This is a genomic window from Pseudochrobactrum sp. B5 (assembly GCF_001939785.1).
In the GTDB taxonomy this organism is placed as follows: domain Bacteria; phylum Pseudomonadota; class Alphaproteobacteria; order Rhizobiales; family Rhizobiaceae; genus Pseudochrobactrum; species Pseudochrobactrum saccharolyticum.
The window spans coordinates 1-23604 of sequence record NZ_MOYL01000011.1 but is presented as its reverse complement, the minus strand read 5'-3'; the positions used below and the strand labels follow the sequence as shown (position 1 = coordinate 23604).

The window sequence follows — 23604 nt, the reverse complement described above, 5'->3', positions numbered from 1 at the left end:
TTATTCAGAAATCAGACCGATTTCCTGCGCATTGAAAACAGTACTGAAAATTTCATTCCGGCCGGCACGTTTACTCAGATATAGCTGACGATCAGCATGTGCCATCCACTGCGATGCAGACATTTCCGGCAGACAACATGCCGAAGCAACGCCGATACTGACCGTGACACAAGTGGAAACCGTTGAACCCGGATGCGGAATTCTTAAAGAACTGACCTGTTCCTGTATTTCTTTGGCCACCAATACTGCCGCGTCATGATCCCGCCCCGGCAAGACACAGACAAATTCCTCACCGCCATAACGTGCTGTCACATCTGTTGCCAGATGCACCGCGCGTGTAAGAGCCGCTGCAACCATCGCCAGACAACGATCACCGGCCGGATGACCAAATGTATCGTTGAACAGTTTGAAGAAGTCGATATCGACCATGATAACCGACAGCCAGTCGCCTGTGCGGGCCAGTTTCGTGGTTTCCGTCGCCAATGTCTGCTCCAGATGACGGCGGTTGCTTAAACCGGTCAAAGCATCTGTCACAGCCATTTGCGCCAACTGATCGCGCAGACGTTTCAATTCGACATGATTGGCCACACGCGCCAGCAAAATAACCGGCTGAATAGGCTTGGTCACATAATCGATTGCACCGGCAGATAACCCGCGCACTTCCGCATCCTGATCATTCAGGCCGGTTGTAAAAATCACCGGAATATCCGCAAGCATGCGATCTTTTTTCAGACGCTGGCAAACTTCATATCCGTCAATACCCGGCATCAGCACATCGAGCAGAATAAGGTCCGGCAACACCGTCTGTGCAACTTTTAATGCTTCCTCGCCTGAAGTCGCAAAACATACTTCATAATCGTCCTCGAGTACTGCACTCATAATCTCAATATTCGAGATTTCATCATCCACAATGAGGATGACCGCGCGGTCTGTCATAATTATTCTCCGATACGCTCAGTGTCCGGTGAAGCTTGCAAAACATCAGCAAATTCAGCATCCAGCAATGTGAGGGCGCGATTATAGTCAAGATTGTCGAGAGCGATCTTCACCGGATGAGCCTGCAGAGTGTCAGGTGTCATACCGAGCGTAATCGCCAACTTTTCAAAACTGCTGCGTGCCTTCAGACTTCTGCGTTCCAGAAGCCCGCGGAAAACCAGAATCTCCGCCTGAATATTGACCGGATCAGCTTGTCCTGCCGGAACCGGTTTATTATCATCTTCTGTTGTAGTTACAAGACTCTTAGCCGCTTTTATTGCGGGTTTCAGCACCTGCTCCAATTCAGCAATCAATATATTCGCCGCAACCACATCGCCTTGTGCCAATGCAGCTTCAGTCTTGGCAGATTGCTCATAAACTTCTGCAAGTTCCAGCGATCCCGCCACACCTTTCAGCGTATGGGCGCTGCGCCGTGCATCATCCAATGCACCGCGGCCGATCAGCTCGTTGAGCTCTTCCGGTGTTGCAGCAAATCTCTGCCCGAAATCGATAATCAGCTTACGTAGTAACGACGTCTTACCATTCATGCGTGCCAGCGCTTTTGTAAGATCAAACGGCAGCAGGCTTTCCGGCAAATCCCTTACAGGCTTCACTGCAACCGGAGCAGACTCTGCGACCGGATGCGAAGCTTCTTTACTGCGCGGCTTCAACCAGCGATCAAGTGTGCGCACCAGCAGGAACGGATCAACCGGTTTGGCCACATGATCGTCCATACCCGCAGCAAAACATTTCTGCCGTTCTTCCTCATAGGCATGCGCGGTCATGGCAATAATCGGCAATTGCTCCGCAGACCATTTTTTACGGATCTGCAAAGTGGCTTCAATACCGTCCATTTCCGGCATCTGGATATCCATCAAAATGCCGTCATAGGGCAGCGGATCCTGAAGAACGAGATCGCAGGCGATACGGCCGTTTTCAGCAACATCAACCACCAATCCGGCATCCTGCAGCAGCTCAACCGCGATCTCACGGTTGATCATACTGTCTTCAGCCAGCAGAACCTTCAGCCCGCGCAGCTGTTCCGCCACCATCGGAATAGTCTGGCCGATTTCCGCATGCGGCGCATCCGCCGCTGTTTCACGGGCAAACAAGCCGGTAATCGTGTCAAAAAGCACATTCGGAACAATCGGCTTGGTCAGGAAGGCAGCAATACCCGAACGCTCGGTTTCAGCGCGGAAGTCCTCATTACCATAGGCCGTCACCATCACCACATAAGGCAGCGGCGAAAGATTCTCATTACGATGAAGCGCCTGTACAGTTTGCAGACCGTCCATGCCGGGCATTTTCCAGTCCAGAACCACCAGATCATAAGGCTGGCCGGTTTTGCATGCTCCTTCAAGCGCGCCCAGAACTTCCTCACCGGATGCAACGAGATCAATATTCAAGCCCCATGAATTAAAGACATCATGGAAAATCTCGCGCGAGGCCGGATTATCATCAGCCACAAGTACACGCAAACCTGCAATCTCTGCCGAAGCGATGCGCTCCGGCTCAGTCTGCATTTCACCAATTGCCATATTGACGGTAAAGGTAAAAGTACTGCCCACACCCGGCATGCTTTCCACGCCGATTGTGCCGCCCATCTGCTCAACAATTTGTTTGCTGATGACCAGTCCAAGTCCGGTACCGCCAAAGCGGCGCGTCATGGAACTGTCGGCCTGTGTGAAAGAATTAAACAGCAAAGCTTGCTGTTCCGGTGCCATACCGATCCCCTGATCGCGCACCGATATGCGCAGTTTAACACCTGCATCCTGCTGCTCTTCAGCATCAACCGTGACTGTGACAGTTCCTTTTTCGCTGAACTTCACCGCATTGCTGACGAGATTGAGCAGCACCTGATTCAGGCGCAATTCATCGCCGACCAGAACCGCAGGCACATCATTCTGAATTACGGTCTCAATGCTGACGCCCTTATTCTCCGCATTAATTGCCGCCAGATTAAGCTGGCTCTGCAAAGAAGAGCGTAAATTGAACGGACGTGTCTCGAGAGAAAGCTTGCCTGCCTCATTCTTGGAGAAATCGAGAATATCATTGATCAGGCGCAGCAGAGCCGTACTGGCATTGCTGATTTTCGAGACATATTCTTTTTGACGCAGATCCAGATCCGTGCGCAGTACCAGATGGCAAAAGCCCAGAATGGCATTCATCGGCGTGCGGATTTCATGGCTCATATTGGCGAGGAACATGCTCTTCGATTTGCTTGCAGCTTCCGCTTCAAGGGTACGCTGTTCCAGTGCCGCATTCTTGGCAATAATTTCATCGCGCATGGCATTAATGCGGTTGAAGCAATCGACAAGCATATCGCCGAACCACACCAGCACTGCAGCCTGAAACGCGACAATAACCGCATGAAGCAGAACGCGCTTGATATCCCCGCCTTCAGGAAACACCGCTGCTGGCATCAGATAATCCAGCGTTAAATGATGCAGAGCCACGGCAGCGGCGGCAAAAAGAACTGCACGCTTGTCACACCACGCAACCGTGAGCGCCAGCATAGCAAAGAAATACATATGCATATCCATTTGCCAGAGCTGACCGCTCATAAAATACAGCAGCAATGCGGGCTGCCCCATCAGGGCAACGCCGGAAATATAGCGCGTTACCGGAGCAATGCCTGAGCGCAGCCATGATAAATGATAGGCACCGGCCAATACCACGCCTGCCAAAGCTGCGCCGACCGGCGAATGACCGGTAATATAAGCAACCAGCGCCAGAAGCGGGACATGCAGCCAGAATAAAATCACCAAAAACCGGCCAAACCGGCGGCGAAGGTCGTCAAGTTCTAGGATCATGCGGCTGTCGTCCGTTCCTGAATGGCATAACAACCACCAGGCAGCAGCGGTTCAAAAACCAGCCACTCACCGGCACTGTAAAGCCTGTTTGGGAAATCTTTATTTTCGGAATAAACTGTAATCAGGCTGGATGAAGCATTGATAGAAATAATCGCGCCCTCAGCGGCCTGAATGGAGCTGATAACAGAGTTCAATGTGCGCCAGGGAGCGACCATAACGATATATTGGTCATCCTTGCCAGTTGGCTTGAGAAAAGCCACGGCAATCCCGCCAAGCAACAGAACCAGCAATGCAATCGCTGGCATAAGATCGCGGATATGACACCGCTGATCACCGGTCTGCCCGTTCATGACATTATCCTGCTTCAAATATTACTGATATTAGCAGGATTAATATCGTTTTCCGGTAAATACCGCCTTAAGATTTTATAAACGTCACAACAAGACAGACCAATACGCCATCAGAACAGGAATCCTCAGCGTCGCAACACTTTTCCGGCTCTGTTACCGGTCGGTTTGCCTGCTGCAATCACCGCCTGTCCGTTGACAAAAACATGGCTGATACCAGACGGCATCTGTGTGGAATTTTCAAATGTCGCGTGATCTGTGATCGCATCTTCAAACAGCACCAGATCAGCAGCCATTGCAGGACGCAACAGGCCGCGGTCATGCAGAGAAAAACGCTGTGCTGCAACAGACGTCATCCGACGCACTGCATCTTCAAGCGGGAACCATTTTTTCTCCCGCCGCAAAGGTCCGGCAATACGCGGGAAAGTCCCGAAAGCACGCGGATGTGGTTTGGAGCCCGGACGCGGCAAACCGTCAGACCCCGCCATAAACAACCGGTTACAACAGGCCGCATGGAGATCATCCTCATCAAGCTGAAAAAGAATAATCCCTGTCTGCCCGTCATCCTCTTCAACAAAACGCACCAACAGATCGAAAGGCGTGGTACCAAGCGTAAAGGCAGCTTCACGCATGGTCTGCCCTTCCAGATGTTTCAGCGCCTCAATGCCGATTGCTGAAAGCCGTACATTCTCCCAACCTATCAGCGAAATTTTGCTCTGGCCGTGATAATCATCTCCGCCATGTTCCACCCAATGCGCCAGTTTCTGCCGCCATGGCATATCCTGCAGGCGCGCTTTCAAAGCCGGCAAACCACCATCCATCACCGCCGCTGGCAGAAGCTGTAATATCCATGTACTGCCTGCCGGATAGGGATACATATCAAAGCTGATATCCACGCCGTCAGACCGCAGGCTTTCCAGATAGTCAATCACAGCCGGTACATTGCCCCAGTTCGGCCGTCCCGCCGACTGCAGATGTGACAGCAATCCGGCTGCACCGGACAGGCGCACCGCCTCACCGAATTCTTCGGTCGCCTGCATCAGGCCTGCTTCATAGGAGCGGATATGCGCGGCCAGCACCCCGCCGAAACCGGCTACAATTTTACCCAAAGCTACCAGTTCTTCAATCTCAGCAAAAGCACTTGGCGGATAAACCAACCCCAGCGACAGACCTGCCGCCCCCTGCGCCATTTGCACTTCAAGCAAGCGGCACATCGCTGCAAGCTCGTTCTCTGTGGCAGGCCGTCTGTCATGCCCCATCACTGCCAGCCGCAAAGCTGCATGACCGACAAGCGAGATCAGATTGAGGGCAATCCCCTCTCCTTCCAAAGCCTGATGGTATCCCGAGAAATCATCAAAAATCTCATCAGATCGCGTTTCACCGAGAAGGCCGGAGAAATGCTGACGCAGATATTCGCGGGACTGTTCTGCTGCCGGATAGAGCGAAAAAGAGCAATTGCCGACCACAATACTGGTCACGCCCTGCATCGCCTTTTCCGGCCTGTCCCGCTCGCGCAGAAAGATCAGATCATCATGACAATGGGCATCAATAAAACCGGGGCTTAAATAACGCTCATCCGCATCAATGATCTGCACATCACCGTCTGCATTCAGACCTCTGCCGATCTGCCGGATTAACCCGCCGCTCAGCAACACATCGCCGCGATACCAAGGTGCGCCGGTGCCATCAATGATACGGGCATTGCGAATGAGCGTTTGTGTCATATCCGGCTCCGGCACTTCATTGAGCATTAAAGGGCAGCAATTGCAGTCATTTCAACCCGCAGATCTGGATCAGCAAGGCGCGCTTCCACACAGGCACGCGCCGGCGGGTTTTCCGGATCAATCCACGCATCATAGACCGAATTCATCGCATCGAAATCAACAATTGCCGGAAGAAACACATTCACCGCCAGCAATTTGGAACGGTCGGTTCCTGCCTGCTGCAAAAGCTGGTCGATCTTGCCCAAAACATCACGGGTCTGCTCTTCAATGGAAGCCTTGCGGTTTTCAGCCACCTGACCGGCAATATGCACCATGCCGCCATAGCTCACGGCCTGACTCATCCGGCTGCCTTTTTGGTAACGCATAATCATACCCGTATTTCCTTCTGTCATCGTCACTTCTGATTGTAAACTTCTGCTTGCCTGTATGTTAAAATCCAATATAACAGACACAATAACATTATAGCGCTCATCGGAGGCAGCATGTCAGACAGTACCGCAACCACTCCGGTCACGCCCAAAGAAGACAGCAGCAAACGTGCGCGCGGTCTGGATCGTGCCTTTGAGATACTGGATTTTCTGCGCAACAAGCGTGAACCGCTGAAACCCAATGAAATTGCCGCCCAAATCGGTGCCCCGCGTTCCTCGGTTTACGAGCTGGTCAATCTGCTGTTGCGCAATGGTATTCTCGAATTTACCGGCGGCGACGGTCGTGTGTTTCTCGGACGCAAACTCTATTTTCTCGGCGCCGCCTATGAAGATCATTTTGACTTCATGCGCGCCTGCGATGCCGCGCTGGAACGCATTGCCGAACAGACCCGTGAAACAGCGCAATATTGCGTGCTCGACGGCAATAAATATACCGTTGCCCGTATGAAAGAAGGCGTGCGCCCGTTCCGTATTTCCTCGGATGTCGGCCATTCCGTGCCTATTCCGTGGACAGCTTCCGGCCGCCTTCTGGTTGCTCATCTCAGCGATGAAGAAATTACCAGTTTCATTCCCGCTGCCGACTTTCAGATGCCTAATGGCAGCTGGCTTGATCCGGCTGAATTTATCGCGCAGGTACGCGAAGCCGACAGAACCGGTCAATTTACTTTCAACAGCACGGTCGATAATTTTACCCATTGTTTTGCCGTACCGATGCGTGATGCGCAGGGCATCGCCACCGCGACGCTGTGCCTTGTTGCCCCCCGCGATGACGGGCTGAAAAACCATGCTTTCTATCTGCAATGCCTGAAGGATGCCGCACAGGCGCTCAGCGGCAAGCACTGATTGGAAGAAGCAGACTTGTTTCACCGGACCTATCATTGGAATATGAAATGCCCTTCTGAAACTTCGCGCATCTGCCGCTCGACCGGTACATAATCCGGCGCACGGACAGGACTGTGCAATTCATCAGCAATCTGCCCGCGCCGCATACCGCGTCGCGCAGGATCAGGCACCGGAACGGCAGCCATCAGTTTCTTCGTATAAGGATGTTGCGGGTTTTCAAACACCGCGGCACGCGGCCCGATCTCGACAATCTCGCCCAAATACATCACCGCAACACGATGGCTGAGACGCTCAACGACCGCCATGTCATGCGAGATAAACAGAAAAGACAGGTTGAGACTGGATTGCAGATCAAGCAGCAGATTGATGACCTGCGCCTTGATGGAAACATCGAGCGCTGAGACAGATTCATCGGCAACAATAAGTTTCGGATCAAGCGCTAACGCGCGGGCAATACAAATACGCTGCCGCTGTCCGCCGGAAAATTCATGCGGGAAGCGCGACGCCATATCGGCTTTCAGCCCCACACGCTCCAGAAGATCAGCCACACGTTCCCGTGCCTGATGTTTTGTACCGAGCTTATGCTCAAGAAACGGCTCCGCAATCGACGCCCCTACCCGCATACGCGGATTGAGACTGGCATAAGGGTCCTGAAAAATCATCTGCATGGTACGGCGCAGACCTTGCAGCTCATGCCCTGCCATGGCCATCACATCCTGCCCGTTGACCATAACGGAACCGCTTTGCGGCTCTATCAGCCGCATGATCGAGCGGCCGGTCGTCGATTTACCGCAACCGGACTCGCCCACCAGCGACAGCGTTTCCCCCGGCTGCAGTGAGAAAGAAACATTCTCCACCGCATGAACACGCCCTGCCAGTTTCCCGAATAGTCCGCTATGAATGGTAAAGCGTGTCGTCAGCCCTTTCACATCCAGAACCGGCGGTACATCCTGCGCAACTGTATCGGCAGCTTCAACCGGCGGTAAAGCCGTACCGGTTCGGATATCAACAACGGGAAAACGCAGTGGACGCGCACGTCCAGTCATAGACCCGAGCGCCGGTACAGCCGAGAGCAAAGCCCGCGTATAAGGATGTTTCGCATCACGGAAAATCGTGGTCGTATCACCGGTTTCCACCGCATCACCATGATACATCACCACCGTGCGATCAGCGATTTCTGCAACCACACCCATATCATGGGTGATGAACAGTACCGAAGTGCCTTCCTCTTCCTGCAGGGTTTTAATCAGGTCGAGAATCTGCCCCTGAATGGTTACATCCAGCGCTGTAGTCGGCTCGTCGGCAATCAGCAGTTTCGGGCGGGTGACCAGCGCCATAGCGATCATCACGCGCTGGCGCATACCGCCGGAGAAACGATGCGGATATTCATTGAACCGGCTTGCGGCAGACGGAATGCGTACTTTTTCCATCAGTCGCAGAGCTTCAGCCTTGGCCTCTGCCTTGCTCATATTGCGGTGGCATAGCAGGGCTTCGCAAATCTGGTCTCCCACCGTGTAAAGCGGGTTGAGCGACGTCATCGGCTCCTGAAAAATCATCGCGACATCATTGCCGCGTATTTTTTGCATTTCCTGCTCGGACAGCTGCAATATATCTTTGCCGGCAAGCAGAATATTCCCTTCAATCCGGCTGGTATCCGGCTGCAACAACCGCATGACAGAAAGAGACGTTACACTTTTTCCTGAGCCGGATTCCCCGACCAGCGCCACGGTTTCCCCCGCGCCGACATCAAAGGAGATATTTTTCACAACCGGTCGCCAGCCATCCTCACCAAGAAAAGAGGTTGTGAGATTTTGCACGCGGAGCACAGGCTGTTTGTCTGATAAATGGCTCATCATGCCCTCACATATCTTTACGCAAACGCGGATCGAGCAGATCGCGCAATCCGTCGCCCACCATCTGCAACGACAGCACGGCGAGAATGATGGCAAAACCCGGAAACAGCGTCATCCAGTCTGCCTGTCCGACATATTGACGGCCGGAGGCAATCATCGTGCCCCATGTCGGAATTTCCGGACTGACACCAAGCCCCAGAAAGGACAGACCGGCCTCAGCAAGCATGGCCTGCGCAAACAGAAACGTCCCCTGCACCAGAATAGGTGACAGCAAGTTGCGCAACACATGGCGGGTCATAATATGCGGCGTGGAAATGCCCAGCGCACGCGATGCCTCAATATAAGGCAGTTCGCGGATAACGAGTGTTGAAGCACGCACCACACGCGCCAGTCTCGGTGCATAGACAATCGACAGCGCCACAATCACTGTTGTCAGCGAAGGCCCGAGGGCTGCCACCAGCGCAATCGCCAGCAGAATATCGGGAAAAGCCATCATCGCATCAATCAGACGCGCAATCGGTGTATCCAGCCGCTGGAAAAAACCGGCCAGCAAGCCGAGTGTGATGCCAATCAGGCTTGCCAGCACCACCACGGCGGCACCGACTGCCAATGACAGCTGCCCCGCATAAAGTGTGCGGGAAAACACATCGCGGCCAAATTCATCGGTGCCGAAAAACCATGTGCCGTTCGGTGCGGTCAGACGATTGCTGATCGACAATTTACCCGGTGCATAAGGCGCAATCAGTGGTGCCAGAACGGCTAGCAACACAAAAACGATCAGGACGAACAGGCCGAATGCAACGGTACGGCGGCGCAACAGGCGACGGATAAACAACCATGTTTCTGAGGATTTTACACTGGAGCCGGTCATCAGTAACGCACCCTCGGATCGACGGCCAGATAAAGCATATCAATGGCAAAATTTATCAGAACATAGAGCGCGGCAATCACCAGCAATGCTCCCTGAATAACCGGATAATCACGACGCATCACAGCCGACACCACCAGATTGCCAACCCCCGGAAGGCCAAACACCGTCTCTGTGACCACGGCACCGGAAATCAGTACAGCTGCGGTCAGCCCGATCACTGTCAAAATCGGGATCAGCGCATTTTTAAACGCATGTTTCATCACCACGCGTCTGCCATTCAGCCCTTTGGCACGGGCTGTGCGCACATAATCATCGCCCAGCACATCCAGCATCGAAGCGCGGGTAAAACGCATAATCAAAGCAGATGACACAATGCCCAGCGCGAAAGACGGCAGCACCAGATGCATCATCCGCTCGCCGAAACTCGTATCCGGCCCGCCATAACCGGAAACCGGAAACAAGCCGTAGCGCACGGCAAATACCTGCATCAGCAGCAGGCCGAGCCAGAAGCTTGGAATACTTGCGGCAAACATCGCCAGCGCCGTTGCGGTCTGATCAAAAAATGAACCTCGCTTTACCGCGGCATAAATACCGACCGGCAATGCAATCGCACTGGCAATCAGAATGGAGAACAATGTGAGAAAGAATGTCGGCTCTGCCCGTTCCGCCAAGGCATGGGCAACCGGCTGACCGAGAAAGATCGACTGGCCAAGATCACCGCGCAGCAATTGCAGCAGGTAATAGCCATATTGCACCGGCAATGAGCGGTCGAGACCGAGCTTTGCTCGCAATCCTTCAATATCAGCCTGTGTCGCTTCCGGCCCCAGCATGACGGCTGCAGGATCACCCGGTGTGACGCGGACGATCACAAAAACAATCGTCACAACCAGAAACATGACCACGATCATGCCGATCAGACGCTGTATGATATAGCGTAGCATTCAGTCTCCACCCAATTCGGGAATACCCAAAACTTAAAGCCGCGCCGCCTCTCCTCCGAAGCTGGCGCGGCCTGTTTTATTTACTGCGTAACGGAAGCATTCCAGAAATAAGGCCATGGCGCAGGCGTAACACCATCCAGTTTCTTGGATTTGGCAGACAGATTGTTGAAATTACCGACTTTGATGAACGGCACTTCGTCAAACACGACTTTCTGCACATCTGCCCAGAGTGCCGCACGCTTCTGCGGATCAGCCTCCGCATTAAATGCATCCATTACCTTGGCGCGCGCCGGTGTATTCCACTTGCCCGGTGCACTCACTGAAAGAGGATCAATCAGAGCCGGTTCCGGCAGGAACGGACTATGGGTGATGTAAATATCCCAGAGCGCCGGATCAGCACGGCGCTGGGTGAGTGTTGCCCAGTCCACCACCTGCATATCAACATTGAAACCGGCCAGTTTCAGATATTCAGCGGCAACCTGTGCCATCTTATAATGGAACTCATATTGACGGCTGGTGAGAATACGCAGCGGCTCGCCGTTATAATTCGCAGTTTTCAGCAGGGCTTTTGCAGCTTCCGCATCGCCGACATTATAACTGCCTTCCGATCCCGCATCTGTGCTCCAGATGAATTGGGACGGATAAAGTGACGGCTCGGCGCTGAAGAAATCCTTGCTGCCATAGGCGGCAGTCAGCATGTCCTCATTATTCAATGCGACCTGAACGGCTTTACGCAGATCACGGTTTGCAGCAATGCCTTTGGAGGTGTTCATAATGAAAACCGGCCAGCCGAATGGTTTGAGCATCACCGCATCCGAAGACGCCGAGCCGGAAACACGGTCAAAAGCCTCAACCGGCAGCGCATCCACATAACCATACTGGCCGGAAACCGCAGCTTCTACGCGAGTATTGGCATCCGGCACCGGCACAAAACGGATTTCATCGAGATTTTGCTGGCGGCCACCGGCATAACCGCTCGGCTCGCCTTTCTGCGATTTATAACCGTCATAACGCACCAGCTGAATATACTGATCCGGCTTACGCTCTTTAAACTGATAAGGGCCGGTGCCGACAAATTCAGTCATCGGCTCAGCCTGTTTTTCAGAAGGCAAAACAATGGCCGCGGAATTGTTAAAGGCGAGCAAGGAAGTTAGCGGTGCATAAGGCTGCTTCAGCGTGATTTTGATGCTGTAATCGTCAACCGGCTCAATGGCTTCAATCAAAGTTGCTGCCTGTTTGCCTCGCGAGGCTAAGGTTGTCCAGCGCTTGAGCGATGCCACAACATCTTCCGATGTCATGTCCGAACCATCGTGGAATTTAACACCCTCACGCAGTTTAATCAGATAGGTTTTTCCGTCGGCAGAGATTTCCGGAAGGCTGGCAGCCAGAAGCGGCGCCGGTTTCCAGTCTTTATCGAAAGTATAAAGCGTCTCAAACATATGCTGACTGACAATACCGACGAGATCAGCCGTTGAGACCATCGGGTCCAGTGTCGGCGGCTCACCAATAGTTGCCACATCCAGCACGCCGCCTTTTTGCAGCGCGAAAGCGGATGGTGTCAATGCGATTGTCGCGGCACCCAATAACAGTGCCAGTTTCATTGCCTGCATTTTCTGAACCCCCAATTGTTTGCCTGCATCAGGTGATGCAGCTCCTCCTCGGTATGATTTTTCATTTTGTCCAAAATAATGGACATTAGTCTATTTTACCGGATTGACGTATCTCAATACAGTATGCATAACTTGTCAAGGGGGCGACCAGCCTGACCGGTACGTTTTTTGACGTCTGAAAGGCAAGTCAACAGGGTCGCGGAATTTGTGAGGAAAAATGGAACCAAAACTTGCGGACCAATTGAACACACCGGCAATTGTCGTTGATCTGGATATTGCGGAAAGAAATATCCGTAATTTTCAGTCCTATGCGAACCAGCATGGTTTCAGGGTGCGTCCTCACATCAAAACACATAAATTACCGGCGCTGGCCTATGCCCAGCTTGCAGCAGGCGCAGACGGCATTACCTGCCAGAAAATCTCTGAAGCAGAAGCCATGCTCGACGGCTTGCAAAAACAATATGGTCTCTCCCCTGACCTGTTGATTACCTATAATATTTTAGGCAGCGAAAAACTTGACCGGCTCAAAGCGCTCGCACACCGCACAAAACTGAGTGTGGTTGCGGATAATATGACTGTGATTAATGGTCTGTCCGAAGCTTTCGCCAATGAGGCACAGCCGTTAACAGTACTGGTAGAGTGCAATACCGGTGCAGACCGCTGTGGTGTAGCAACGCCTGAAGCAGCAGCAGAACTTGCCAAGGCCATTCATAATGCAGCGGGTCTGCATTTCGGCGGTCTGATGACCTATCCGCCAGCCAATGCCCATGCTGCCGTTGAAAACTTCATGGAACAGGCAAAACAAAAAATCGAAGCATCCGGCATCACAGTTCCGCTCATTACCTCCGGCGGCACCCCCTCAATGATGAGTGCGGCTGATGCCCCTGTTGTTACAGAATACCGCCCCGGCACCTATATTTATAATGACCGCTCACTGGTTGAGCGCGGCGCTTGCAGTTACGATGATTGTGCGTTTTTTGTACTGGCGACCGTTGTGTCCGTTCCGTCTGACAACCGCGCGATTATTGATGCAGGCAGCAAAACGCTGACTTCTGACCTGTTCGGATTGAGTGGTTATGGCCATGTCCTCGGCCGCGATGATATCCGCATCGATCAGTTGTCGGAAGAACATGGCCGTCTGGTCAGCGAAAAGCCGATCAACCTCAAGGTCGGTGACAAAGTGCGGATCATCCCGAACCATGTTTGCGTCGTTACCAATATGTTTGACAGCCTCTATATCCAGCGCAACGGCATGGTCACTGAAAGCTGGCCGATTGCAGCCCGTGGCAAGCTGGTCTGAGGTTAATCATGAGCGGACAGTTTCTCGCCATCGGTGAGGCAATGATCGAGCTTGCTCCCGATGGCAACGGCTTGTTACGGCAAGGCTTTGCCGGAGACACCTTCAATGCCGCTTATTATGCCCGTGCGGCGCTGCCAACTGACTGGCAAGTCAGCTATTTCACCCTGCTAGGGCAGGATGCACTGTCCGATGCCATGCTGGCATTCATGGCACAAAAACAGATCGGAACCGACTATATAGGCCGCCATGCATCGCGCATGCCCGGCCTCTATATGGTGCATCTCAATAATGGTGAGCGCAGTTTTTCCTATTGGCGGTCGCAATCCGCAGCGCGTCTGCTGGCAGAAAACAAAACTGCATTGCGGCAGGCCATTGAAGCTTCTGATATTGTTGTTTTCTCCGGCATCACGCTGGCAATCCTTGAGGGTGACGGGGCTGATAATCTGCTCAGCATTCTTCAAGAGCTCCGTGATACGGATAAGATTATCGCTTTCGACCCCAATATTCGCCCGCGCCTATGGGCAGATAAAGACCATATGCGCGCACAACTGATCCGTGGTGCCAAAGCCAGCAATCTGGTGCTGCCAAGTTTTGATGATGAAGCTGCCTGTTTCGGCGATCTGACGACAGCGGACACAATCAGCCGCTATCAAGGCTACGGGTTGAAGCGGATCATCGTCAAAAATGGTGCGGATGAAATTGAAGTTCTTTTTGACGGCCAGTCTTTTACAGTCAAAACAGCGCCCGTCGCAGAGATTATCGATACGACCGGTGCAGGCGACAGTTTCAACGGCTCATTCTTAGGTCATTTCGCACAAACCGGCGATGCCGAGGTCGCCATCCGTTTTGCAGCTAAAGTCGCTGCAAAAACCATTCAGCATTATGGTGCTCTGGTCGACTAGAGCGGTTTACGTTCATGTTGGATCACAGTGCTCGCTCTAGTTTTTTTAGTTTGTCGCATTATCCCGACGTCAAGTTGATCCAACTTGACTGTGAAATGCTCTAAAAACAAAAGCCCGCCGGAGTTTCCGGCGGGCTCTTTTTTCCAAAAAAGTGAAACACTTAGCGATAAACTATACCGCCGTCAGTAAGAATGGCCTGACCGGTAATATAATCAGAATCCGGCCCTGCAAGGAAAGAAACCAGCGCGGCCACATCATCCGGTGTTTGCGCACGGCCAAGGGCAATCCCTTCAACAAATTTCTTATAGGTCTCGCCCTTCGGTGCACCGGTAATTTCCGCAAAGCGTTCGTCAATTTCCACCCACATATCGGTACCGACAATACCCGGACAATAAGCATTCACGGTAATGCCCGCGCTGGCATATTCTTTCGCCGCAGCCTGCGTCAGCGCACGTACTGCAAATTTGGTTGCGGAATAAACGCCAAGCATCGCAAAACCATCATGACCGGCAATAGACGACGCATTGATGATTTTGCCTTTCTGGCCGCGCTGCTTGAACTTCGCCGCAGCCGCCTGAATACCCCAGAGTACACCGTCAATATTGATCTTAAAGATCCGGTCAACTTCTTCCGGCGTCACTTCGGCAAGCGGCTTAACCTGCGCAATACCGGCATTGTTCACAATCACATCAAAACCACCAAGCTCTTTCTCGGTATATTCAATGGCCGCGTAAATATCATCGCGCTTGCTGACATCGGCAGCAAAAGTCGTTGCCTTGCGCCCGAGTGCTTCAATCTCTTTAGCAACCTCTTCAAGCTTATCTTCTTTTAGATCCACAAGCGTCAGATCGAAACCGTCCTTCGCCAAACGCAAAGCAATACCGCGGCCAATACCCTGTGCAGCACCGGTAACTAACGCAACCTTATTGGTAACAGTCATAATCATATCCTTTTCGTCTTGAGGATCGAAAACCTGCCGGTCAACATGCCTGCCATACACGGCCGCAATATGGCCTTTTGCAACGCATGTCTGCTACCGGATATGAGGGCAGAATTGCAGATTTCCTGCATTAATTCATTGATTACAATCAATTTTTCATACAAGTCAGAAAACATCTCTCAAAACATCGCCGTTTACGGCGCTTGCTGCCCGGACAAATAATCTCTGAGAACAATTGCCTGATTATGATCTGTATCTTTCGCCGAATAAAGCAGCGTAACCGCCCCCTCTGAACAATGCTGCAAAAGCAGTTTCACAGGTTCGGGATTATGCCGCAATTCCTCACGATAGCGCCCGCAGAATATCTGCCAGTTTTCCGGACTGCTTTCCTGATGATGAAACCATTGCCGCAGTTCCGTTGTCGGCGCGATCTCTTTGAGCCAGAGGTCAAGGGCAGCATGCTCTTTGCTCATACCGCGCGGCCAGATGCGGTCAACCAGCACTCTGAAACCATCATCCGGTGAGACATCTTCGTAAATCCGTTTCACTGCGATTTTCAACATTGCCCGTGCTCCTCCGGCATTGCCAAACATATTCAGTTTTACAAGATAATAAATGTCAGGTTTTTATAGTACAACTCCGGAACCGGTGTTATAGCAAAATCAGAACGGAAACAGGCAGAGTGAACAGTGCATTCAAAAGACCACACCGGACAAAGTGATAACAGACTTGCTGCGTTGGAGGTTTCATCCGTCAGCAGACATTTCGACACCACTGCCGCACTGCAGGATATTTCGCTGTCTGTTGCTTCCGGTGAAATCATCTGTCTTGTCGGTCATTCCGGTTGCGGGAAGACCACTCTGCTGAAGATTATCTCCGGTATTGATACGCCGGACAGCGGTTCGGTTTTCATTAATAACCAGCCTATCGTCAACGGTACGCATTTTATCGAACCGGAGCAACGCCGCGTCGGCGTAGTCTTTCAGAATTACGCCCTGTTCCCGCATCTGACGGTAAAGCAAAATGTCCTGTTCGGCTTGCGGAAAACACCGCGGGCAACAGCCTCGGCCCGTGCCGATGAATTGCTGGCTCTGGTCGGCTTGTCCCATATGGCATCCCGTTATCCGCATATGCTCTCGGGCGGTGAACAACAGCGCGTGGCATTGGCGCGCGCATTGGCGCCGACCCCGGACATTCTGCTGATGGATGAACCCTTTTCCAATCTCGATCAGGGTTTGCGCCAGAAAGTACGCAGTGAAACCATTGCTCTGCTGCGCCAGTTGGGCACCACCGTTATTATCGTGACGCATGATGCCGAAGAGGCTTTGTCTGCCGGAGACCGGATTATCCTGATGAAATCCGGCAAGATCATCCAGCAGGGTACAGCGCATGAAATCTACGACCACCCGAACGGACGTTATGCAGCTGATTTCTTCTGCAGTTTCAACGCTATTCCGGGCACAATCAAAAACGGTACGATTGAAACTCCGCTCGGCACTTTTCCGGTCAGCAATACAGAGCTCAGCGACGGACCGGTAACAATGTATCTGCGACCTTCCCATATTCTTCCGGTGGCTGGCACAGATAATCTGCAGAACACAACTGAAGGCACAGTGACAGGCCGTCATTTTCTGGGCGAAACTGAAGAACTGCTCATCCGCACCGGTGATCTGCAAACGCCCCTGCGCATCCGCACCTCTCTCCGGTTGCCGGCCAATATTCAGAAAATACATTTGCAGCTTGATACGGACAAAGCGCTCTTCTTCCGCGATTAAACGCACATACAACCTGCTCACAAAGGCTTGACTTGACAGTCAAAGTCAACCAATAGTTGACTTTATTAATCATAATTTCTGTCCATGCAGTTTCAATCATGAAAGAGATACAATGACCAGAACCGGATATGCGCAAGCAGGCTTTGCTCTCGTCCTCGGAACCCTTTTCGCAGGCGCTGCGAATGCAGAGGAAGTCAATATCTATACCACCCGCGAACCGGGTCTGATCCAGCCTCTGCTTGATGCCTTCAAGGCTTCCAGCGGTATTACGGTCAACACCGTATTCCTGAAAGACGGTCTGGCTGAGCGCGTTGCCTCTGAAGGTGAGAATTCCCCTGCAGACATTCTGATGACCGTTGATGCGGGCAACCTGATCGATCTGACAGAAAAAGGCCTCACCCAGCCTGTTTCGTCCAAAGTACTGGAAGAAGCCGTTCCGGCACAGCTGCGCGATGCTAAAGGTGAGTGGTTTGCCCTGTCCATGCGCGCCCGCGTTGTTTACGCCGCCAAGGATCTGGATGTTACCGCTCTGAATTATGAAGATCTGTCTGATCCGAAATGGAAAGGCAAAATCTGTATCCGTGCAGGCCAGCATCCTTACAACACAGCCCTGATCGCCGATTACATCGCCCATTACGGCGCTGAAAAAACCGAAGAATGGCTGAAAGGCGTCAAAGCCAATCTGGCACGTAAAGCGGCCGGCGGTGACCGTGACGGCGCGAAAGACATTGCAGGCGGCATTTGCGATATCGCAGTTGCAAACTCCTATTATGTCGGCCTAATGCGTTCCGGCAAAGGCGGTGAAGAGCAGGTCAAATGGGGTGAAAGCCTCAAAGTCATTCTGCCAACCTTCAAAGAAAGCGGCACACAGGTCAATATCAGCGGTGCGTCCCTTGCCAAACATGCCAAGAACAAAGACGCTGCTGTGAAGCTGCTTGAATATCTGATTTCTGATGAAGCTCAGAAAATCTATGCGGAAGCCAATTTCGAATATCCGGTTAAAGCCGGTGCGCCGCTTGATCCGATTGTGAAATCCTTCGGTGAGCTGACAATCGACAAAACCCCGCTCACAGAAATCGTAAGCCATCGCAAACAGGCCAGTGAACTGGTCGACAAAGTAGGCTTCGACAATTAATAAAAAAGCGCCGCTCTTTATGAATAATGAAGAGCGGCGTTTTTTATATTAAAGCAGTTACGACGACGATTCGTTTCAACTGCAACACTGAGAGAAAGAGCGGTTTTCCGTTTCAGGACAAATCAAAGCCGCTCCGGATAATGGCGAGCCTTAATATGCCAGCATATTCTAAAAGCCGGTTTTTCCGTGCCGGATCTTTATGGCTCTGCCTTTCAGCAGTCAGCGCGTTTCTGGTTTTTCTGCCGGTGCTGGCGCTTGCTTTACAAGCCGCTCAGGGTTCTGACGGTTTATGGTCGCATCTTCTGGCCACAACATTACCGGTTGCATTCGTTGATACACTCATTCTGCTGACCGGTGTCGGCATTATTGTTGCAATTGTCGGCACTTCTGCAGCATGGCTGGTAACAGCCTATGATTTTCGCGGGCGCAAGATTTTGGAATGGGCTTTGCTGCTGCCGCTTGCTGTTCCGACTTACATTATTGCCTATGCCTATCTTGATATTCTGCACCCGATCGGCCCTGTTCAAAGCGCATTACGTGCGCTCTTAGGGTTTGCCAGCCCGCGCGATTTTCGCCTGCCGGATATCCGCTCCATGACCGGCTGCATTCTGCTGCTTGGTTTTGTGCTCTATCCTTATGTCTATATTCCGACACGGGCGATGTTCCTTACGCAGTCTTCTTCATTGATTGATGCGGCACGGACTTTAGGTGTCACCCGTAATGCGATTTTCTGGCGTGTTGCTCTGCCAATGGCACGTCCTGCCATTGCCGTCGGCATCAGTCTCGCTTTGATGGAAACGCTGAACGATATTGGTGCAGCTGAATTTCTCGGCATCCGCACGCTCACAGTTTCCATTTATACAACATGGGTCACGCGTTCGGATCTGCCGGGGGCTGCACAAATTGCACTGGCGCTTTTGCTGATTGTTGTCTGCCTCGTCTCGCTTGAACGCTGGGCGCGACGCAAACAGCGTTTTTCATCCAGTGCAAAACGCAGCCAGCAATTCACGCCACATAAAGTCAGCGCAACACGTGGCGGCATTTTCTTTTTGCTGGGGCTTACACCAATCCTGCTCGGTTTTGTCTTTCCGGCTATTTATCTGGCGACTGAAGCATGGAAACGCATGCGTTTTGCCGGCATCTCGCCGCGCCTTTATGATGAAATCATCAATACGGTAATACTGGCTTCGGTCGCGACGATCGTTACACTCACCATCGGCCTGATCGTTGCCTATGCGATCCGGCTACGTCCGGGCAATGCCTCGCAATGGTTTTTCCGCTTTTCCACCATGGGCTATGCAGCCCCCGGAACGGTGATTGCGATCGGCGTGCTCATTATTACCGGCGCAGCGGATCGCTTTATCAGCCAGATCGCCATGTCATGGTTTAATATGTCGGTCAGCCTGTTCTTGCTGGGCTCCGGTGCCGCATTGATCTATGCCTATCTGGTACGCTTTCTAGCAATATCCGCCGGTAGTATTGATGCGGGGTTCAACCGTATTCCCGTCACCTATGATCAGGCCTCCCGAACATTGGGTGAGACGGCAACCGGCACATTCCGGCACATTCATTTGCCTCTGTCCAAAACAGCGCTCAGTGCAGCGGCATTGCTGGTCTTTGTTGATTGCGTGAAAGAGCTTCCGGCTACCCTGCTGCTGCGCTCTCTCAACGTGGAAACACTGGCAACCCATCTTTACGGAGAAGCGGCACGCGGTACCTATGAGGAAGCCTCGATTGCAGCACTGGCAATTGTTGCCATCGGTATCCTGCCGGTCATTGTCTTATCCCGTGTTGGGCGCCGCCTGTAAGCTACCTGCTCTCTGTAGCCACCTCCTGATGCAGCCACTCAATAAACAGCTTCACAGCAGGTTTTTGTGCATTTTCGGGTAAGGTCAGCACATAATAAGCAAATTGTGTCGGCCAGGGGCGGTCTATGGCAAGCACCAGACGCCCTGCCGCAATTTCCGGTCTGGCATAAATATCCCGCACAAGAGCGATTCCCTGTCCGGCCTCAGCAGCACGCAATAACAGGAAATCATCATCGAAAGCGGTGCCCCGCTCCGCTTCCGGTGTCGGTTCCACACCGCAGGCAGTAAGCCACAAACGCCAGTCAGCACGATCTGAATCCTGCAGCAAAGGATAGGCCAGACAATCTGAAGGCTCATCAATAGCAGGTCCGGAAGCAAGTAATGCAGGACACATCACCGGCACAAGCTCCGGCGCAATCAAAGGCTGCACATCATAAGACGGATAATCACCAAGCCCGTGACGGATCGCTATATCGACACGTCCGCCATGCAGGTTGGTTAAGCCGGACGACGCCTCAACACGGACTTCAATCTCCGGATTTTGTTCCATAAATTTGCCCAGACGCGGCACCAGCCATGAAGCAGCAAAAGAAGGCAGCGTGCTGACAGTCAAAGTCTGCCGCTCCGTGCTTGTCTCAAGAGTGGCAAGACTCGCTTCAATCTGTGCAAATGCCCGCATCAATGCGGGATAAACACCCGCCCCTGCTTCCGTCAGTTCCACACCATATCGGGTACGCCTGAAAAGCGTTACGCCTGTCCGCTCCTCAAGCAGACGGATTTGCTGGCTTACAGCACCTGACGTTACTCCCATCATCTCAGCTGCACTTTTAATGCTGCCCGTGCGTCCGGTCTCGGTAAAAGCCCGTAAAGCCAGCAATGGCAAAACCTTACCCATAATTTAGTTTTCCTAAACTCAACGATCAGAATCAATCGTTTTAGAAATACACTATTACCAAATAAATATGTCTTCAGATGATGCTACCATAATTTAGATTTTCTGACACATCATCAAAAGGAAAAAATGATTGAACTTTATAGCGATTCATCTCCGAACGGGTTCAAAGCAACCATTGCCCTTGAAGAAACAGGCTTAGACTACACACTGCATCATATTCAGATTGAACAGGGTGAACACCGCAGTGCGGATTTCCTGAAACTCAATTCGCATGGGCGCATACCTGTCATCACGGACAATACAACAGGAATAGTGCTGTTTGAATCTGCTGCCATTCTGCTCTACATCGCTGAAAAATCCGGCCAGCTCCTGCCAAAATCTTTTGCGGAGCGCTGGCAGGCACTTCAATGGCTGCAATTTCATTCGTCCAGCATGGGGCCGATCTTTGGTCAGCGTGTTCATTTCGAAATCTTCGCTGAAACCAAATTACAGCCCGCTATTACCCGTTACCAAAAACTGACAAACGATATTTATCAGGTGCTCAATCAACGGCTGAGTAACGCTGAATATTTTGCCGGATCAGAATATTCCATTGCGGATATAGCGGCCTTCGGCTGGACACATATTGCTCAGATTTGCGGCTTCAATTTCGATCACCATCCGTACTTAAGCAACTGGCATCAAAAAATTGCTGCGCGGCCTGCTGTATTGCGCGGCATTACTTTGCCGCAACCGGCTACCGGTCCTTAGCCTCGATCTGCCAAGTTTTCTATTCCTTGAAAGCCTTATCATGAACAACAATCTGTCTGCTTCGGAAATTACATCCGGTATGTCATCAGAAGCCTTTGCGCACCATCCGGGTTACACCCGTATGTTTGCTGCCAATCAACTTACGATTGGCATATTTCTGCCACTTCGCTTTTATCAAGGCGATATGCGCGTTCTTGAAGGACAAACTGCTCTTGTCAAAGACATTGACCAACGCGGATTTGCTTCCGTCTGGGTGCGGGATGTTCCGCTATATGATCCATCTTTTGGTGATGCCGGCCAGATTTTTGATCCGTTTACCTATCTTTCCTATCTTGCCGCACAAACAACCAGAGTTTCACTGGCAACCGGCAGTGCGATTTTCTCCCTGCGCCACCCGATTGATCTCGCCAAAGCAGCAAGCACCATTGACCATTTGTCCGGCGGGCGGCTTGTTCTTGGAATAGCATCAGGCGACAGGCCGGTCGAGTTTCCGGCTTATGGGTTAGATCTGGATACAAGAGCTGAGCGTTTTGCAGAAACTGTCATCTATTTTCGCCAATTACTGGCAGAAAGCTCACTGCCGATACGCTCGAGTTTGGGAGAACTTGCACAAGCAGAGTTTTTGCCAAAGCCAGCTTATGGACGGATTCCTTTGCTGGTCACAGGATCAAGCCGCCAGACACCTCAATGGATAGCCGAGCATGCGGATGGTTGGCTGACTTATCCGCAACAGACACATACACAAGAAGGGCCGTTACGTTTGGCACAAAATATCCGTCGCTGGCGCGATGCAATTCCTGACCGCGGATTTCGCCCGCATGTCACGAATGAGTGGCTGGAATTGACCGATGATCCTGATTTCCCGCGTACACCACTCAATGGCGGCTTTGTTTTGAAAACAGGACGTAAAGGACTGATTGACCTTCTTGGAGAATGGCAGCAAGCCGGCGTTAATCATGCGGCACTTGGTATGCAATTTGCTTCACGTCCGCCATCAGAGATTATACAAGAACTGGCAGAAGAAGTTTTACCTTTATTTCCTTCTCTTGCTGGCGCTGCACCATCAAACATAAAGTGGTAGATTGTCACTGCTTTATGCATTCAAAATATTCAAGCGGAACAATGCTCATGCCGGTATGTTTTTACTCAGGTTGTATTCGGACGCCTATTGGTGAGCTAACCGTTATTGTGAATGATCAGGGCGCGGTTATGCGCCTTGATTTTGAGAATGACAGCCGCGTTCATCCGGCCAATACACAAATCCCTGTTACACGACATGATGATGCAGCTGTAGGCCATGTCGCGGAGCAAATACATCAGTATTTCGCAAGGGAGAGACGTCATTTTGATCTTACACTAGCACCACTTGGCACGCCTTTTCTGAAGGCAGCATGGCAGGAGCTTGCAAAAGTGCCTTATGGTACAGTCGTCACCTATGGTGAACTTGCAGAACGTGCCGGTCATCGCGGTTCTGCGCGTGCTTTTGGCCGCGTGAATGCTATTAATCCGATTTCGATTATTGTTCCCTGCCACCGCGTCATCGGTGCCAACGGCAAACTAACAGGCTTTAGCGGCGGTCTAGCCAAGAAAGAAGCACTGTTGCGTCTGGAAGGCAGCCTTTATCAGGAACGCTTACTCTGACAGCTTGAGTAGCAGTTTATAGCTTTCCCTCATCCTTACTTAAGCGATTGAGG

Annotated in this window: 21 protein-coding genes; 9 read left to right on the top strand and 12 right to left on the bottom strand. The window is 52.0% G+C overall.

Annotated elements, in window-relative coordinates:
- From BKD14_RS18400 to BKD14_RS18380, 5 genes are all read right to left on the bottom strand, one after another.
- Complete coding sequence (locus BKD14_RS18400; RefSeq protein WP_075657574.1) at positions 1-936, bottom strand: diguanylate cyclase; 936 nt, start codon at positions 934-936, stop codon at positions 1-3.
- A 2-nt stretch (positions 937-938) separates the two neighbouring features.
- Positions 939-3788 (bottom strand): hybrid sensor histidine kinase/response regulator, encoded by a 2850-nt coding sequence (locus BKD14_RS18395; protein ID WP_075657573.1) that lies wholly within the window; start codon positions 3786-3788, stop codon positions 939-941.
- Positions 3785-4138: a hypothetical protein gene (locus BKD14_RS18390; RefSeq protein WP_022709298.1), complete on the bottom strand. Its 354-nt coding sequence runs from the start codon at positions 4136-4138 to the stop codon at positions 3785-3787. Before BKD14_RS18390 ends, BKD14_RS18395 begins: the two co-directional genes overlap by 4 nt.
- Positions 4139-4263: 125 nt before the next feature.
- Complete coding sequence (locus tag BKD14_RS18385) at positions 4264-5859, bottom strand: D-aminoacylase (RefSeq protein ID WP_075657583.1); 1596 nt, start codon at positions 5857-5859, stop codon at positions 4264-4266.
- Positions 5860-5885: 26 nt separating this feature from the next.
- Positions 5886-6230, bottom strand: a complete 345-nt coding sequence (locus BKD14_RS18380; RefSeq protein ID WP_028233227.1) for a RidA family protein — start codon at positions 6228-6230, stop codon at positions 5886-5888.
- Positions 6231-6341: 111 nt separating this feature from the next.
- Between BKD14_RS18380 and BKD14_RS18375 the strand changes: the two genes are divergently transcribed.
- On the top strand, positions 6342-7130 hold the full coding sequence (locus tag BKD14_RS18375) for an IclR family transcriptional regulator (RefSeq protein ID WP_075657572.1): 789 nt from the start codon (positions 6342-6344) through the stop codon (positions 7128-7130).
- A gap of 32 nt (positions 7131-7162) precedes the next feature.
- On the opposite strand, the gene BKD14_RS18370 is transcribed toward BKD14_RS18375, so the two are convergent.
- From BKD14_RS18370 to BKD14_RS18355, 4 genes are all read right to left on the bottom strand, one after another.
- Positions 7163-8983, bottom strand: coding sequence for an ABC transporter ATP-binding protein (locus BKD14_RS18370; RefSeq protein ID WP_075657571.1), 1821 nt, complete (start codon positions 8981-8983; stop codon positions 7163-7165).
- A gap of 7 nt (positions 8984-8990) precedes the next feature.
- A complete protein-coding gene (locus BKD14_RS18365; protein ID WP_022709303.1) occupies positions 8991-9854 on the bottom strand; it encodes an ABC transporter permease in 864 nt (287 codons plus the stop codon).
- Positions 9854-10795 (bottom strand): ABC transporter permease, encoded by a 942-nt coding sequence (locus BKD14_RS18360; RefSeq protein WP_022709304.1) that lies wholly within the window; start codon positions 10793-10795, stop codon positions 9854-9856. The genes BKD14_RS18365 and BKD14_RS18360 overlap by 1 nt, the downstream gene beginning before the upstream one ends.
- Positions 10796-10875: 80 nt before the next feature.
- Positions 10876-12396: an ABC transporter substrate-binding protein gene (locus BKD14_RS18355; RefSeq protein ID WP_075657582.1), complete on the bottom strand. Its 1521-nt coding sequence runs from the start codon at positions 12394-12396 to the stop codon at positions 10876-10878.
- Between the two features lie 226 nt (positions 12397-12622).
- Between BKD14_RS18355 and BKD14_RS18350 the strand changes: the two genes are divergently transcribed.
- A complete protein-coding gene (locus tag BKD14_RS18350; RefSeq protein ID WP_075657570.1) occupies positions 12623-13705 on the top strand; it encodes a D-TA family PLP-dependent enzyme in 1083 nt (360 codons plus the stop codon).
- A gap of 8 nt (positions 13706-13713) precedes the next feature.
- On the top strand, positions 13714-14607 hold the full coding sequence (locus tag BKD14_RS18345) for a sugar kinase (RefSeq protein ID WP_075657569.1): 894 nt from the start codon (positions 13714-13716) through the stop codon (positions 14605-14607).
- A 160-nt stretch (positions 14608-14767) separates the two neighbouring features.
- Here BKD14_RS18345 and BKD14_RS18340 read toward each other — a convergent pair whose 3' ends face one another.
- Both BKD14_RS18340 and BKD14_RS18335 read right to left on the bottom strand, forming a co-directional pair.
- Positions 14768-15547, bottom strand: coding sequence for an acetoin reductase (locus tag BKD14_RS18340; RefSeq protein WP_075657568.1), 780 nt, complete (start codon positions 15545-15547; stop codon positions 14768-14770).
- A 194-nt stretch (positions 15548-15741) separates the two neighbouring features.
- Positions 15742-16110, bottom strand: coding sequence for a DUF488 domain-containing protein (locus BKD14_RS18335; protein WP_210215538.1), 369 nt, complete (start codon positions 16108-16110; stop codon positions 15742-15744).
- Positions 16111-16236: 126 nt separating this feature from the next.
- Here BKD14_RS18335 and BKD14_RS18330 point away from each other — a divergent pair, with 126 nt between their 5' ends.
- From BKD14_RS18330 to BKD14_RS18320, 3 genes are all read left to right on the top strand, one after another.
- Complete coding sequence (locus tag BKD14_RS18330; RefSeq protein WP_075657567.1) at positions 16237-17322, top strand: ABC transporter ATP-binding protein; 1086 nt, start codon at positions 16237-16239, stop codon at positions 17320-17322.
- A 112-nt stretch (positions 17323-17434) separates the two neighbouring features.
- Entirely contained in the window at positions 17435-18457 is a 1023-nt protein-coding gene (locus BKD14_RS18325) for a Fe(3+) ABC transporter substrate-binding protein (protein ID WP_075657566.1), read from the top strand.
- Positions 18458-18612: 155 nt separating this feature from the next.
- Positions 18613-20265: an iron ABC transporter permease gene (locus tag BKD14_RS18320; RefSeq protein ID WP_083647291.1), complete on the top strand. Its 1653-nt coding sequence runs from the start codon at positions 18613-18615 to the stop codon at positions 20263-20265.
- Position 20266: 1 nt separating this feature from the next.
- Here the strand turns inward: BKD14_RS18320 and BKD14_RS18315 are convergent, their stop codons facing one another.
- Complete coding sequence (locus BKD14_RS18315; protein ID WP_075657564.1) at positions 20267-21160, bottom strand: LysR substrate-binding domain-containing protein; 894 nt, start codon at positions 21158-21160, stop codon at positions 20267-20269.
- Positions 21161-21286: 126 nt separating this feature from the next.
- Between BKD14_RS18315 and BKD14_RS18310 the strand changes: the two genes are divergently transcribed.
- From BKD14_RS18310 to BKD14_RS18300, 3 genes are all read left to right on the top strand, one after another.
- On the top strand, positions 21287-21910 hold the full coding sequence (locus tag BKD14_RS18310) for a glutathione binding-like protein (protein WP_075657563.1): 624 nt from the start codon (positions 21287-21289) through the stop codon (positions 21908-21910).
- A 40-nt stretch (positions 21911-21950) separates the two neighbouring features.
- The gene (locus tag BKD14_RS18305; RefSeq protein ID WP_083647288.1) at positions 21951-22991 is read left to right on the top strand and encodes an LLM class oxidoreductase; all 1041 of its coding nucleotides are present in this window, start codon (positions 21951-21953) and stop codon (positions 22989-22991) included.
- Positions 22992-23119: 128 nt separating this feature from the next.
- Entirely contained in the window at positions 23120-23551 is a 432-nt protein-coding gene (locus BKD14_RS18300; protein ID WP_083647287.1) for a methylated-DNA--[protein]-cysteine S-methyltransferase, read from the top strand.
- Positions 23552-23604 lie beyond the last annotated feature (53 nt).

Coding starts and splice junctions, on each gene's coding strand:
- BKD14_RS18400 (WP_075657574.1), bottom strand. CDS start 936: ATGACAGACCGCGCGGTCATCCTCATTGTGGATGATGAAATCTCGAAT.
- BKD14_RS18360 (WP_022709304.1), bottom strand. CDS start 10,795: ATGCTACGCTATATCATACAGCGTCTGATCGGCATGATCGTGGTCATG.
- BKD14_RS18395 (WP_075657573.1), bottom strand. CDS start 3,788: ATGATCCTAGAACTTGACGACCTTCGCCGCCGGTTTGGCCGGTTTTTG.
- BKD14_RS18380 (WP_028233227.1), bottom strand. CDS start 6,230: ATGATTATGCGTTACCAAAAAGGCAGCCGGATGAGTCAGGCCGTGAGC.
- BKD14_RS18305 (WP_083647288.1), top strand. CDS start 21,951: ATGAACAACAATCTGTCTGCTTCGGAAATTACATCCGGTATGTCATCA.
- BKD14_RS18340 (WP_075657568.1), bottom strand. CDS start 15,547: ATGACTGTTACCAATAAGGTTGCGTTAGTTACCGGTGCTGCACAGGGT.
- BKD14_RS18370 (WP_075657571.1), bottom strand. CDS start 8,983: ATGAGCCATTTATCAGACAAACAGCCTGTGCTCCGCGTGCAAAATCTC.
- BKD14_RS18385 (WP_075657583.1), bottom strand. CDS start 5,859: ATGACACAAACGCTCATTCGCAATGCCCGTATCATTGATGGCACCGGC.
- BKD14_RS18355 (WP_075657582.1), bottom strand. CDS start 12,396: ATGAAACTGGCACTGTTATTGGGTGCCGCGACAATCGCATTGACACCA.
- BKD14_RS18315 (WP_075657564.1), bottom strand. CDS start 21,160: ATGGGTAAGGTTTTGCCATTGCTGGCTTTACGGGCTTTTACCGAGACC.
- BKD14_RS18345 (WP_075657569.1), top strand. CDS start 13,714: ATGAGCGGACAGTTTCTCGCCATCGGTGAGGCAATGATCGAGCTTGCT.
- BKD14_RS18300 (WP_083647287.1), top strand. CDS start 23,120: ATGCGCCTTGATTTTGAGAATGACAGCCGCGTTCATCCGGCCAATACA.
- BKD14_RS18320 (WP_083647291.1), top strand. CDS start 18,613: ATGCCAGCATATTCTAAAAGCCGGTTTTTCCGTGCCGGATCTTTATGG.
- BKD14_RS18350 (WP_075657570.1), top strand. CDS start 12,623: ATGGAACCAAAACTTGCGGACCAATTGAACACACCGGCAATTGTCGTT.
- BKD14_RS18390 (WP_022709298.1), bottom strand. CDS start 4,138: ATGAACGGGCAGACCGGTGATCAGCGGTGTCATATCCGCGATCTTATG.
- BKD14_RS18335 (WP_210215538.1), bottom strand. CDS start 16,110: ATGTTGAAAATCGCAGTGAAACGGATTTACGAAGATGTCTCACCGGAT.
- BKD14_RS18365 (WP_022709303.1), bottom strand. CDS start 9,854: ATGACCGGCTCCAGTGTAAAATCCTCAGAAACATGGTTGTTTATCCGT.
- BKD14_RS18325 (WP_075657566.1), top strand. CDS start 17,435: ATGACCAGAACCGGATATGCGCAAGCAGGCTTTGCTCTCGTCCTCGGA.
- BKD14_RS18310 (WP_075657563.1), top strand. CDS start 21,287: ATGATTGAACTTTATAGCGATTCATCTCCGAACGGGTTCAAAGCAACC.
- BKD14_RS18375 (WP_075657572.1), top strand. CDS start 6,342: ATGTCAGACAGTACCGCAACCACTCCGGTCACGCCCAAAGAAGACAGC.